This window comes from Arthrobacter sp. TJ-238 (assembly GCF_058269215.1).
In genome coordinates, this window is record NZ_JBZCNH010000006.1 from 72,156 (window position 1) to 84,966 (window position 12,811).

Sequence of the window (12,811 nt, forward strand, 5' to 3'; positions counted from 1 at the left end):
CTTGAGGCATGGCGGAATTTATCTACACAATGACCAAGGCCCGCAAGGCCGTCGGCGACAAAGTCATCCTCAACGATGTCAGCATGTCGTTCTTCCCGGGCGCGAAGATCGGCGTCGTCGGCCCGAACGGGTCCGGCAAGTCCACCATCCTCAAGATCATGGCCGGCCTGGATACGCCCTCGAACGGTGAGGCCCGCCTGAGCGCCGGCTACAGTGTCGGCATCCTCCTGCAGGAACCGCCCCTGAACGAGGAGAAGACCGTTCTCGGCAACGTCCAGGAGGGCGTGGGCGAGATCTACGGCAAGATCCAGCGCTTCAACGAGATCTCCGAGGAGATGGCCAGCCCGGACGCCGACTTCGACACGCTGCTCGACGAGATGGGCAAGCTGCAGGAAGCGATCGATGCCGCCGACGCCTGGGACCTCGACTCCCAGCTCGAGCAGGCCATGGACGCCCTGCGCTGCCCGCCGCCGGACGCCGACGTCACCGTCCTGTCCGGTGGTGAGCGACGCCGGGTGGCGCTCTGCAAGCTGCTGCTGCAGAAGCCGGACCTGCTGCTCCTCGACGAGCCCACCAACCACCTGGACGCCGAGAGCGTGCTCTGGCTCGAGCAGCACCTCTCGTCCTACGCCGGTGCCGTCCTGGCCGTGACCCACGACCGCTACTTCCTCGACCACGTGGCCGAATGGATCGCAGAGGTGGACCGCGGCAACCTGTACCCCTACGAGGGCAACTACTCCACGTACCTCGAGAAGAAGCGCGCACGCCTGGAGGTCCAGGGCAAGAAGGACCAGAAGCTCTCCAAGCGCCTCACCGAGGAACTGGAGTGGGTCCGATCCAACGCCAAGGGCCGCCAGACGAAGTCCAAAGCGCGCCTGAACCGCTACGAGGAGATGGCCGCGGAGGCGGAGCGCACCAGGAAGCTCGACTTCGAGGAGATCCAGATCCCACCGGGCCCAAGGCTCGGCAGCCAGGTCATCGAGGCGCGCAACCTGCGCAAGGGCTACGACGACCGGATGCTCATCGACGGGTTGTCCTTCTCGCTGCCCCGCAACGGCATCGTCGGCGTCATCGGTCCCAACGGAGTCGGCAAGACCACGCTGTTCAAGACCATCGTGGGTCTCGAACCCCTCGACGGCGGTGAACTGCGCATCGGTGACTCCGTGAAGATCTCCTACGTCGACCAGTCCCGCGCCGGGATCGACCCCAACAAGAGCCTCTGGGAGGTCGTGTCAGACGGCCTCGACTTCATCCAGGTGGGTCAGGTCGAGATGCCGTCACGCGCCTACGTGTCGGCGTTCGGCTTCAAGGGACCGGACCAGCAGAAGAAGGCCGGGGTGCTCTCCGGTGGTGAGCGCAACCGCCTGAACCTCGCGATGACGCTGAAGCAGGGTGGCAACCTGCTGCTCCTCGACGAACCGACCAACGACCTCGACGTGGAGACGCTCTCGAGCCTCGAGAACGCGCTGCTCGAGTTCCCCGGCTGTGCCGTCGTCGTCTCGCACGACCGGTGGTTCCTCGACCGGGTCGCCACGCACATCCTCTCCTACGAGGGCACCGAGGACGACCCGGACGCCTGGTACTGGTTCGAGGGCAACTTCGATGCCTACGAGCAGAACAAGGTGGAGCGGCTCGGCCCCGACGCCGCCAAGCCGCACCGCGTCACGCACCGCCGCCTCACCCGCGACTAGTGCCCCGACGCAGGACGTGATGCAGGAAGAGGGACAAGGCGGATGCCGTGTCCCTCTTCTGTTGTCCAGTCAGCAGCTTGTAAGCAGTCGGGTCAGGCCGGCGGGACGCGGATCATGCCCTCCTGCGCCACGCTCGCCACCAGCTCGCCCTCCCGGTTGTAGATGCGTCCTGCGGCCAGGCCGCGCGCACCGGACGCGCTCGGTGAGCTCTGCACGTACAGGAGCCACTCGTCGACGCGCACGGGGCGGTGCCACCACATGGCGTGGTCGAGGCTGGCGACGCTCATGCCCGGCTGGATCCAGCTGAGCCCGTGGGGCCGGAGGATGGATTCGAGCAGGGTGTAGTCGCTCGCGTAGGCGAGGGCCGCGCGGTGGAGGTTCGCATCGTCGGGCAGCGCTCCCAGGCTCCGCATCCACACGGCGTTCCGGGGCTCCCGGGAGCCCTCGTTGCTCAGGTACAGCGGGGCGTCGACGTGCCGGATGTCGAAGGGCCGTTCGAAGGCCCACGCCCGGGCGACGGGATGGTCCAGCCGGCCGAGGAGGTCGGCGGTGGTCGGCAGGCTCTCCGGATCGGGCATCCCCGCCGGCATGGTGTCCTGGTGCACGATCCCCTCATCGGGGGTCTGGAAGGACGCGATCATCGACAGGATCGGGACGCCGTTCTGGTAGGCGTGCGTACGGCGCGCCGAGAAGGACCGGCCGTCCCGCAGCCGCTGCACGCCGAAAGTGATCGGCTGGTCCGAGTCGCCTGCGCGCAGGAAGTAGGCGTGCATGGAGTGGACCTCGCGCGACGAGTCGACGGTCCGCATCGCGGCGATCAGGGACTGGGCGAGCACCTGGCCGCCGAAGACACGGCGTCCCGGCTGGCGGGCGGAGGAGCCCACGAAGATCTCCTCGTCGGTCTGCGCCCCCTCGGCACTGCTGAGGTCCAGCAGGCCGAGGAGCGCCTGCGTCGGATCGGTCGGGGGCGCCGCGGCGCCGGCCTCGTGCGGCAGATCGGTCATCGTGGTCCTTGCGGTGGTGTCGGCGGAAGCGGGGAACGGGGAACGGCTACGTCCGACACTAGACGGACGCATCCGCCCTGCTCAAAACCACTCGCCGTCCGCAGGAGCGACCGCACGAGCGACCAAAGAGCGACCGCAGGCCGGAGCCCCGCCGATTCCCTGAGAGGATTGCATCATGCCCCCCGTGAACACCTTCCCCCTTCAGCTGCGTTTCGGCGACGAGGACTCGTACGGCCACGTGAACAACGTCCGGTTCCTGCAGTTCCTCGAGGACGCACGCGTGCACCTGATGAGCGGGTCCCGGCCCGGTGGTTCGTTCATGGACCTGATCGACCCGGACCACTACACGCTCGTGGGGCGCCAGGAGATCGAGTACCGGGCGCCGTTGAACTTCAGCACCCGCCCGGCTGCGGTGGACCTCTGGGTCACGGCCGTGGGTGGGTCGAGCTTCGAGCTGGGCTACGCCGTACGGGACCGCGTGGACGCCGAGGGCAGCACCACGAGTGCCGTCGCCGCGACGACCATGGTGCTGGTCAGCAGGTCCACCGGGCGGCCGGTGCGTCTCTCCGGCGACCAGAAGGACGTGCTGCTGTCCTGGCAGGGACCGGCCGTCCCCTTCCGCCGCGCACGAGGGAAGTAGGGGCGGGCGTGGGGTCCTCGGAGTTACGGTTCGCAGATGCGCAGTCGGTGGCGGACTTCCGCACCTTCACCGCGCGGGCCCGGGCGAACGACGACGGCGGCATGCGGCTGGTGGGCGTCGGCCGCGTGGCGGCGGCGTACGTGCGGACCCTCGGTCCCACGGTGCTGGGGGAGCCGCTGCCCACCGTGCTCGGGCTCCGCACCATGGCGCTCAGGGAGGGTGCGGAGGTGGACGTGACCGTCTCCCTGGGCTCGGTCCTCGACAGGCTCGCCCGCATGCCCGTCGACGACGTCGTGTTCCCGGTCCCGACCGTCCCGGTCACCGAGACCTGGGCCGGGATCCTTCCGCCCCGGTCCGGCTGGGCATCCGCGGGCGAGGTGCCATGCGCCGCCCTCGACCGGGCGGCGAAGGACGGCATCGCCGAGGTGGCCCGGAGCCTGCCCGATCGCGCCGGCGCGCCGCTCGTGAGCAGTGCACGGGCCGCCGTCTGGGGCCGGCCCCTCGGCGGCGCGGCCGGCCCGGTGCCCGCGGGAGCGGCCTTCGGTGCGTTCAGCCTGGGCTTCCTCGCCCCGGATGCCGCCGCGACGATCCACGTCAACGGCCGCTGGTCCCGGGTGAGTACTGCCCGAGGGCACATCCTCGTACGGGCCGCAGCCGTCCTCTGACTGCGACGGAGACGCCGGCACACGAGCGCAGGCGCCGGCGCCCGCCGGGCTAGTCGGCGGAATTGACCATCGAGTGCGCGGCGCGCTCGAGGTAGTCCCACAGGGTCGCCTCGTGCAGGGGAGCGAGTCCCAGGGAGTCCACGGCCGCGCGCATGTGCTGCAGCCAGTGGTCCCGCGCCTGGGGCCCCACCCGAAACGGCATGTGCCGCATGCGCAGCCGCGGGTGGCCGCGCTGTTCGCCGTAGGTCTTCGGCCCGCCCCAGTACTGCTCGAGGAACAGCAGGAGCCGTTCCTTCGCCGGTCCGAGGTCCTGCTCCGGGTACATGGGGCGCAGCACCTCGTCATCGGCGACGCCGTCGTAGAAGGCGTCGACGAGCTTCACGAACGTCGCGTGCCCGCCCACCGTCTCGTAGAAGTTGTCCGTGTACTGGGGCTGGCTGAAGCCCTGACCCGCCGCGACGAGCCGTTCGACGGGCAGCGCGGCCCGCGCTCCGGCCGGGGGTGACGCCGGGGACGGGAGAGCCGCTGCCGGGTCGGGCGAGGCCGGGTCGGGCGTGGAGCCGCCGGGTGCCTGCTCGCCGGTCATGCCCGGTCCTCCGCGGTGGCTGCGTGTGCGGCCGGGGGAGCGACGTAGTCGCCCTGCGACCGGTTGCCCACCTTGGTGATGTCGCCGTTGCGCACGTACCAGATGGCGCCGTGCTCGTCGACCATGCGCGTGATGCGCAGGCCCAGGGACTGCACCACGCCCACGGTCTCGCCGACCTCGATGGTGTCGCCGATGCCGTACTGGTCCTCGATGGTGATGAAGAAGCCGAGGAAGGCGTCGCGGATGACCTCACGGGCACCGAAACCGATGGCGATACCGACGATCCCGACGCTCGCGAGGATCGGCCCGATGTTGAACCCGAGCGTCTCGATGGCCATGAGGATCGCGATGATGGCGATCGTCACGGCGGCGATGCTCGAGAGCAGGCCGCCGATGGTCTCGGCGCGCTGCACCCGACGGGCACTGTCGAACGGGCGCAGTGCGGGCTGGGCCCATTTGAAGTGGGGCTTCTTGAACACGCTGTAGCCGTTCTGGACGCGTGTGACGGACCGCGCAATGAGGTAGCGGACCACGAGCCACAGCAGGAGGGCGCTGATCATGATGATCAGTGCCGTGATGACCTGGCCGCCATAGCCGAGGGGGGTGAGGAATGTCATGAGGGGTCACTTTCAGGCAGGCATCCGGGACGTCCGCCACGAGGGCACAGTGGCGCGGGGATGCCTTAACAGGCTACAGCGGCGCCCCTGCCGACGCGGGTTCGTGGTGGACGGGGAAGGCCAGCGACCGGGCGATGAAGCAGAGCCGGTTCGCCTCCGCGTGCAGGGAGTCCGCGAGGTCCGCCTGCCCTGGATCCTGCAGCTCGACGCGGGGGCGCAGCACGATGCCCGTGAACTCGCCGCTGCCGTCCGGGTTGAGGCGCAGCGTCCCGGTTGCCTCGTCGCTGTACCCGGTGACCACCACGCCCGCCCTCACCGCGACGTGCAGGTAGGACAGCATGTGGCACTGCGCCACGGCCGTCAGGAGCAGCTGCTCGGGATTCCACCGGTCCTTCGACCCGTGGAAGGTGGGATCGGCGGTCCCGAGGAGGCGCCCCGGGCCCTCCACGTCCACCTCGTGGTCCCGGCTGTAGGCGCGGTAGCCCGCCGTGCCGGTGCCCAGGTTGCCCGTCCAGCGGATCCGCGCCGCGTAGGAGTGTTCCTGCAGGTTCATGACTCGACCCTAGTACCAGTGAGTACTCGTGCACGCGGGGGGAGGACCGGAGCGGCCCTCCCCGGGTGCCCCTACCGGTCGGCGGCCTGCGCCTTGAGGGCCCGCACGATGCCGTCGCGGCTCTCGAGCACCAGGCGGCGCAGCGAGGGCGCCTCGGTGCCGAGCTCGGCGAGGAAGGCGTCCGTCCGGTTCAGGGTCTCCTGCGTGGTCTGCAGCGAGGGGTACAGGCCCACGACGATCTGCTGGGCGATCTCGTGCGTGCGCGTCTCCCACACCTGCCGCAGTGACGCGAAATACCGCTCCACGTATGGCTCGAGGAGTGCACGCTCGTGCACGCGGGTGAAGCCGACGATCATGGCGCGCTGCGTGGCGTTGGGCAGGTCGGTGGCGTCGACGAGCGCCGTCCACGCGGCTTCCTTGCCCTCCGCCGTCGGCAGCGCCGCGAGGGCCCCCGCCGCCGCCAGCTCACCGGTCGCCGTCGAGTCCCGGGCCAGCTCGGCCTCGACGTCGGCGGCACCTGCACGGCCGCCGGCCACCAGGCTGGTCAGCAGCTCCCACCGCAGGTCCTGCTCGACGGCGAGGCCCTCGGGCACGCGCTCACCGGTGAGCATCGTGTGGACGGTGTCGAGCTGGGGCGCCGTGCGGGCGTGCGCGGAGAACGCCTTCGTGAACTGCAGCTGGGCATCGGACCCCGCCTCGGCGGCGAGGGCGAGCTCGAGCAGGCTGTCCGCCGCGGCATCGCCCATGGCCTCGCGGTCCGCGGGGTCGACGTAGAACGCGAGGGTCGAGGCGAGCTGCCGGAGCAGCACGAGTACCACGGAGGAGTCCGACTCGGCACCCACGTTCTGCAGCACGAGCTCCACGTAGTCACGGGCGGGCGTCTCGCCGTCGCGCGCGGCGTCCCACGCGGAGGCGAGGACGAGCGTGCGGGGGAGGGAGTCCTCGAAGTCCCTGACATGGCGTACCGAGGCCCGCAGCGACGCCGCGTCGAGCCGGATCTTCGCGTAGGCGAGGTCGTCGTCGTTCAGCAGGACCAGGACGGGCCGGGTGCGTCCCACGAGCTCGGGGACGTCGGTGCGCTCGCCGTCGACGTCGAGCTCGAGCCGGTGCACCCGGACCAGCGAGCCGTCGTCGTCGTGATCGTAGAAGCCGACCGCCAGGCGGTGCGGCCGCAGGGTGGGGAATTCCTCGATCGCCGTCTGCACGATGGTGAAGGCGGTGATGGTGCCGTCCTCGTCCGTGGTGATCTCGGGGCGGAGGGTGTTGACGCCGGCGGTCTCGAGCCACAGGGCCGACCACGCCTTCAGGTCGCGGCCGCTGGAGGCCTCGAGCTCGGACAGGAGGTCCACGAGCTCGGTGTTCTTCCAGGAGTGCTTGGCGAAGTACTGGCGGACGCCCGCCATGAACTCCTCGTGGCCCACCCAGGCCACGAGCTGCTTGAGCACCGAGGCGCCCTTCGCGTAGGTGATGCCGTCGAAGTTGACCTGCACGTCCTCGAGATCGTTGATCTGCGCCACGATGGGGTGCGTGGAGGGCAGCTGGTCCTGGCGGTAGGCCCAGCCCTTCTCCAGGATCGCGAAGGTCGTCCACGCCTGCTCGAACTCGGTCGCCTCGGCCGCGGCGAGGGTGGACATGAACTCCGCGAAGGACTCGTTCAGCCAGAGGTCGTTCCACCAGCGCATGGTGACGAGGTCGCCGAACCACATGTGGGCCAGCTCGTGCAGGATCGTGATGGCGCGCCGTTCGACGGTGGCATCGGGTACCCGGCCCCGGAAGACGTAGGTCTCCACGAAGGTCACCGCGCCTGCGTTCTCCATCGCGCCGGCGTTGAACTCGGGCACGAACAGCTGGTCGTACTTCTCGAACGGGTAGGGCGCGCCGAACTGCTCCTCGTAGAAGGCGAAGCCCTGGCGTGTGAGCGCGAAGATCTTCTCGGCGTCCATGTACTGCATGAGCGACTTCCGGGCGAAGACGCCGAGCGGGATGGTCCGCCCGTCCGAGCTCGTGAGCTCGCTGCGCACGGACTGGTATGGCCCGGCGATCAGCGCGGTCACGTAGGAGGACATGACGGGCGTGGGCTCGAAGGCCCAGGTGGAGGCCTCGGCACCGGCGGTGCCGTCCGCTCCGGCCTGGACGGGTTCCGGCGTCGCACTGTTGGAGATGACGTCCCAGTGGGACGGCGCCGTCACGGTGAAGCGGAACCTCGACTTGAGGTCCGGCTGCTCGAAGACGGCGAAGACGCGGCGGGAGTCGGGCACCTCGAACTGGGTGTACAGGTACACCTCCCCGTCCACGGGGTCGGTGAAGCGGTGCAGGCCCTCGCCCGTGTTCATGTACGGCATGTCGGCCTCGACCACGAGCCGGTTGCTCGCGGCCAGCGACGGCAGCTGGATCCTGGCGCCGTCGGACACCTCTGCGGCGTCGAGTGGGACACCATTGAGCTCGACGCGGTGCACGGCGTCCGTCACGGCGTCGATGAATGTCGCCGTGCCCGGCTCGGCGTCGAAGGAGACGACCGTCGTCGACCGGAAGAGGCGCTCGCCGCGTGTCAGGTCGAGGGTGATCTCGTAGGAGTGGACGGTGAGCAGATCGGCGCGCGTACGTGCTTCGTCGCGCGTCAGGTTCAGACCGGGCAAGGATCGCCTCCAGGGTGGGAATCGGGGGCCGCACGTGTGATGGGGATTACGCGGCGCTTAGATTCTCTCATTCCGCCAGGTGCCGCCGCTCGCACCGGGGGTCATCCGGCCGTCACCCGGGCGGACTAGGCTGGGACGCGTCCTGCCCTGCCGGGCACGCGACCCCCCCCGCAGCCACCGCCGGTCACCCCCCCGGCGCCGTCCCGAAGGAACAGATGTCCATGCGCGTCCACCTCGCCACAGACCACGCCGGCATGGAGCTGAGCGCCCACCTGCTCTCGCACCTCACCGCCGCCGGGTACGACGTCGTCGACCACGGCCCGGCGTCGTACGACCCCGAGGACGACTACCCCTCCTTCTGCATCCACGCCGCGCAGGCCGTCGTCGCGGACCGGGCCGCCGGCATCGAGGCCCTCGGGATCGTCCTCGGCGGCTCCGGCAACGGCGAGCAGATCGCCGCGAACAAGGTGCGGGGCGCACGGGCGGCCCTCGCCTGGAACCTCGACACCGCGCGCCTCGGCCGCCAGCACAACGACGCGAACGTCGTGGCCGTCGGCGGCCGCCAGCACTCCGTGGAGGAGGCGACGGCCATTATCGAGGCGTTCCTCGCCGAGCCGTTCAGCGGCGCCGAGCGGCACAGCCGCCGGATCGCCCAGATCGCCCGATTCGAGGAGACGGGGACTCTTGCCTGAGGGCCACTCGGTCCATCGGCTGGCGAAGCAGTTCACCTCGGTCTTCGTCGGCGAGCAGCTCGCAGTGTCCAGCCCGCAGGGACGCTTCGCCGCCGGCGCGGCACTGCTCGACGGCGGCACGCTGCTCAGCGCCATCGCGCACGGCAAGCAGATGTTCCTGCGGTTCGACGGCGACCGGGTGCTGCGGGTCCACCTCGGGCTGTACGGTGCGTGGAGCTTCGGCGGCGATGAGACCTTCCGGGGGGCGTCGAGCATCGGCGCACCCCGCCGGGTGGGGGAGTCGGAGCAACCCTCCGCCGAGGGCGACGACCCCGCCGCCGGCTACGGTGGTCCGCCCGACCCCGTCGGAGCAGTAAGGGTGCGGCTCGTGTCCGCCCACGGCTGGGCGGATCTGCGCGGACCGACGGCCTGCGAGGTCATCACCGGCGCCGAGGAGGAGGCCGCGCGCGCTCGGCTCGGCCCGGATCCGCTGCAGCCGGCAGCGGACGGCACCGTCTTCGTCCGCAAGGTCATGTCGAGCATCACGCCGGTCGGCATCCAGCTCATGAACCAGGCGGTCATCGCAGGGATCGGCAACATCTACCGCGCCGAGGTGCTGTTCCTGCAGGGGATCAACCCGTGGCGCCCCGGGAAGCAGCTCCGCGACGACGAGGCAGCCGGCCTCTGGGCGGACGCGGTGCGGCTCATGAAGGACGGCGTGCGGGAGGGACGCATCATCACGACGACGGCGGAGGCCCGGAACGGCAGGCCGAAGCGGTCGGCGCCGAACTACGTGTACAAGAGGACGGGGCTCCCGTGCCGCCGCTGCGCGACGCCGATCCTGACCGCCGACATGGCGGCGCGGACGGTGTACTGGTGCCCGCAGTGCCAGGCGGACTGAAGGGCACCCGGGTGGCCTGACCGGCGGTATGGAATTGGCCGGTTAAAGCGGAACACCCGGACGCGCGGGTCCGGGTCCGGCGCCTGCCGGGATCAGAGGGGATGACGGGAATCGAACCCGCGTAATCAGTTTGGAAGACTGAGGCTTTACCATTAAGCTACATCCCCGAAGCGAGGCCTCGTGGACCCTCGTGGAACGCCTACAACTACACCACAGCCGCCGCGCGTTCGCCAAATGTGCGTGGTTCTCGTAAAGGTGCGTAGACTGACACTCGCACTTACGGGGTGTAGCTCAGCTTGGTAGAGCGCCTGCTTTGGGAGCAGGAAGTCGCAGGTTCAACTCCTGTCACCCCGACTCTGTCGTGTGATGAGGAAAGTGCCTCCGCTGCAGAACCAATCCCAATCATCCCAGGAGTCCTACGCTGTGAAGAGCGCTGTTGAAACCCTTTCCCCCACCCGGGTGAAGCTGAACGTCGAGGTCCCCTTCGAGGAACTTGAGCCCAGCATCGACGAGGCCTACAAGACCATCGCCACCCAGGTCCAGGTTCCAGGCTTCCGCAAGGGCAAGGTCCCCCAGCAGCTCATCGATCAGCGGGTCGGCCGCGGCTACGTGATCGAGACCGCGATCAACGATGGCCTGAACGGCTTCTACCAGAGCGCCGTGCAGGAGACGGGCATCCGCCCGCTCAGCCGCCCCGAGGTCGAGATCACCGAGGTCCCGGACCCCGCGAAGAAGGACGGCCAGCTGACCTTCACGGTCGAGCTGGACATCCGCCCCGAGATCGAGCTGCCCGACTACAAGGGCATCGACGTCACCGTCGAGCCCGTCGAGGCCTCGGACGAGGACATCCAGAAGGCCATGGACGAGCTGCGCGGCCGCTTCGGCACCCTCATCACGGTCGACCGCCCCTCGCAGGACGGCGACTTCCTCACCATCGACCTCACCGCATCGGTCGATGGCGTCGAGGTCGACTCGGCACAGGATCTGTCTTACCAGATCGGCTCCGGAACCATGCTCGAGGGCATGGACGAGGCCGTCACCGGGCTGTCCACGGACGAGAGCGCGACCTTCGAGACCAAGCTGGCCGGTGGTGAGCACGCCGGTGCCGACGCACAGGTCACCGTCGCCGTGAAGGCCGTCAAGGAGCGCGAGCTGCCCGAGGTCGACGACGAGTTCGCCCAGCTCGCCAGCGAGTTCGACACCGCCGAGGAACTGCGCGCCGACCTGACGAAGCAGGCATCCGAGTCCAAGCTCATGGACCAGGGCGTCGAGGCGCGGGACAAGGTGCTGGACAAGCTCGTCGAGCTCGTCGCCGTGCCGGTGCCCGAGAGCGTCATCGAGGAGCAGCTGGAGCAGCACTTCAACGGCGAGAACGCCCACACTGCCGCAGCGGACCACGACACCGAGGAGCACCGCGCCGAGGTCCGTACCAACACGGAGCGCGCCTTCCAGAACGAGGTCATCCTCGACGCCGTCGCCGAGAAGGAGGAGGTGGGCGTCAGTCAGAGCGAGCTGATCGACTACATCGTCTCCACCGCCGGCCAGTACGGCATGGAACCGAACCAGTTCGCCCAGATGCTCGACCAGAGCGGCCAGGTCCCGATGATCGTGGGAGAGGTCCGCCGCCGCAAGGCCCTCGCCAAGGTCCTCGAGTACGCCACGGTCACCGACACCAACGGTGCGGCCGTCGACCTCACCGAGTTCGTGCGCCCCGCGGGCGACGACGAGGCCGAGACGGTCCAGGTCGACGACGTCGAGACCGAGCAGGACGCCGTCGAGGACATCCAGGCGACGGAAGCCGACACCACCGAGGCAGCCACCGCCGAGTCAGCCACGGCCGAGCCCGAGACCTCGGAGTCGACCGACGCCGCGGCCGAGCCCGCCGGGTCGGCCGAGGAGCCGGAGGCCGCCGAGGCGCCCAAGAAGAAGCGCGCCCCGCGGAAGAAGCCGGCCGCCGAGTAGGACCAGCCATGTCGACAGCGGTGCCGCAGCCTTCGGGCGCGGCACCGCTGCCGCGTTAAGCCCCCGGAGCGGCGGCGCGGTGTGCCCGCGGGACGTCGGTGGGGACGGGCTCAGCCACCGTGCGCCGTCAGCGAACAGTTCCCCGCGCGGGAGCAAATCGGCCGGGCAGCGGGTTAGTGTCCAAGAAGAGACAAAAGGACGGGTAGGCCGACGAGGCACCACCCGCCAGAGTGAGAGGTCAACGTCCATGACAACCGAACCACGCACCCCGAGCATGGCAGGCCCCGAAATGGGCGGTCGTGACGAGTACATCTACAACCGGCTCCTCAAGGAGCGCATCATCTGGCTCGGTTCCGAGGTCCGCGACGACAACGCGAACGTCATCTGCTCCCAGCTGCTGCTGCTGTCCGCCGAGGACCCTGAGCGCGACATCTACCTCTACATCAACTCTCCCGGCGGGTCCGTGACGGCCGGTATGGCCATCTACGACACCATGCAGTTCATCCCCAACGACGTCGTCACCGTGGCCACCGGGCTCGCCGCGTCCATGGGCCAGTTCCTGCTGTCCTCGGGCACGAAGGGCAAGCGTTACGCGACCCCGCACGCACGCATCCTGATGCACCAGCCCTCCGGCGGCATCGGCGGCACGGCGACCGACATCCGCATCCAGGCAGAGCTCATCCTCCACATGAAGCGGGTCATGGCCGAGCTGACCGCGGAGCAGACGGGCCAGACGATCGAGACGATCCTCAAGGACAACGACCGCGACAAGTGGTTCACGGCCCAGGAAGCCCTCGACTACGGGTTCTTCGACCACATCTCCGCGCACTCCGGCTCCGTCGCGGGCGGCGGCGGCACCGACCAGACGGAGCAGTCCGCGTAGTC

General features: G+C 69.4%; 12 protein-coding genes and 2 tRNA genes. 8 read left to right on the forward strand and 6 right to left on the reverse strand.

All coding sequences use genetic code 11. The features are described 5' to 3' along the window. The first annotated feature begins 8 nt into the window (after nucleotides 1–8). A complete protein-coding gene (gene ettA / locus AC4D2O_RS13760) occupies nucleotides 9–1,691 on the forward strand; it encodes an energy-dependent translational throttle protein EttA (RefSeq protein ID WP_490907915.1) in 1,683 nt (560 codons plus the stop codon). Between the two features lie 92 nt (nucleotides 1,692–1,783). On the opposite strand, the gene AC4D2O_RS13765 is transcribed toward ettA, so the two are convergent. Beyond that, on the reverse strand, nucleotides 1,784–2,695 hold the full coding sequence (locus AC4D2O_RS13765; protein WP_490907916.1) for an acyl-CoA thioesterase: 912 nt from the start codon (nucleotides 2,693–2,695) through the stop codon (nucleotides 1,784–1,786). Between the two features lie 175 nt (nucleotides 2,696–2,870). On the opposite strand from AC4D2O_RS13765, the gene AC4D2O_RS13770 reads away from it, so the two are divergent. Together AC4D2O_RS13770 and AC4D2O_RS13775 are read left to right on the forward strand one after the other, a co-directional pair. Continuing rightward, complete coding sequence (locus tag AC4D2O_RS13770; RefSeq protein ID WP_490907917.1) at nucleotides 2,871–3,335, forward strand: acyl-CoA thioesterase; 465 nt, start codon at nucleotides 2,871–2,873, stop codon at nucleotides 3,333–3,335. 8 nt (nucleotides 3,336–3,343) lie between these two features. Further along, on the forward strand, nucleotides 3,344–4,000 hold the full coding sequence (locus AC4D2O_RS13775) for a DUF8185 domain-containing protein (protein WP_490907918.1): 657 nt from the start codon (nucleotides 3,344–3,346) through the stop codon (nucleotides 3,998–4,000). A gap of 49 nt (nucleotides 4,001–4,049) precedes the next feature. On the opposite strand, the gene AC4D2O_RS13780 is transcribed toward AC4D2O_RS13775, so the two are convergent. From AC4D2O_RS13780 to pepN, 4 genes are all read right to left on the reverse strand, one after another. Further along, nucleotides 4,050–4,586 carry a globin gene (locus AC4D2O_RS13780; protein WP_490907919.1) on the reverse strand — a complete coding sequence of 179 codons (537 nt, stop codon included), beginning with the start codon at nucleotides 4,584–4,586 and terminating at the stop codon, nucleotides 4,050–4,052. After that, entirely contained in the window at nucleotides 4,583–5,203 is a 621-nt protein-coding gene (locus AC4D2O_RS13785; protein ID WP_490907920.1) for a mechanosensitive ion channel family protein, read from the reverse strand. The genes AC4D2O_RS13780 and AC4D2O_RS13785 overlap by 4 nt, the downstream gene beginning before the upstream one ends. A gap of 73 nt (nucleotides 5,204–5,276) precedes the next feature. Next, nucleotides 5,277–5,756 (reverse strand): OsmC family protein, encoded by a 480-nt coding sequence (locus AC4D2O_RS13790; protein ID WP_490907921.1) that lies wholly within the window; start codon nucleotides 5,754–5,756, stop codon nucleotides 5,277–5,279. 71 nt (nucleotides 5,757–5,827) lie between these two features. Further along, the gene (pepN, locus tag AC4D2O_RS13795; RefSeq protein ID WP_490907922.1) at nucleotides 5,828–8,392 is read right to left on the reverse strand and encodes an aminopeptidase N; all 2,565 of its coding nucleotides are present in this window, start codon (nucleotides 8,390–8,392) and stop codon (nucleotides 5,828–5,830) included. A 221-nt stretch (nucleotides 8,393–8,613) separates the two neighbouring features. Between pepN and AC4D2O_RS13800 the strand changes: the two genes are divergently transcribed. Both AC4D2O_RS13800 and AC4D2O_RS13805 read left to right on the forward strand, forming a co-directional pair. Beyond that, entirely contained in the window at nucleotides 8,614–9,084 is a 471-nt protein-coding gene (locus tag AC4D2O_RS13800; protein ID WP_490908149.1) for a ribose-5-phosphate isomerase, read from the forward strand. Continuing rightward, nucleotides 9,077–9,964, forward strand: coding sequence for an Fpg/Nei family DNA glycosylase (locus AC4D2O_RS13805; protein WP_490907923.1), 888 nt, complete (start codon nucleotides 9,077–9,079; stop codon nucleotides 9,962–9,964). The genes AC4D2O_RS13800 and AC4D2O_RS13805 overlap by 8 nt, the downstream gene beginning before the upstream one ends. 96 nt (nucleotides 9,965–10,060) lie before the next feature. Here AC4D2O_RS13805 and AC4D2O_RS13810 read toward each other — a convergent pair. Beyond that, nucleotides 10,061–10,131, reverse strand: a tRNA-Gly gene (locus tag AC4D2O_RS13810). A 113-nt stretch (nucleotides 10,132–10,244) separates the two neighbouring features. On the opposite strand from AC4D2O_RS13810, the gene AC4D2O_RS13815 reads away from it, so the two are divergent. The 3 genes from AC4D2O_RS13815 (at nucleotide 10,245) to AC4D2O_RS13825 (ending at nucleotide 12,809) form a co-directional block, all read left to right on the forward strand. Then, nucleotides 10,245–10,318, forward strand: a tRNA-Pro gene (locus AC4D2O_RS13815). 69 nt (nucleotides 10,319–10,387) lie between these two features. Next, nucleotides 10,388–11,926: a trigger factor gene (gene tig / locus AC4D2O_RS13820; protein ID WP_490907924.1), complete on the forward strand. Its 1,539-nt coding sequence runs from the start codon at nucleotides 10,388–10,390 to the stop codon at nucleotides 11,924–11,926. A gap of 247 nt (nucleotides 11,927–12,173) precedes the next feature. Further along, nucleotides 12,174–12,809 (forward strand): ATP-dependent Clp protease proteolytic subunit, encoded by a 636-nt coding sequence (locus AC4D2O_RS13825; RefSeq protein ID WP_490907925.1) that lies wholly within the window; start codon nucleotides 12,174–12,176, stop codon nucleotides 12,807–12,809. The last annotated feature ends 2 nt before the right edge of the window (nucleotides 12,810–12,811 follow it).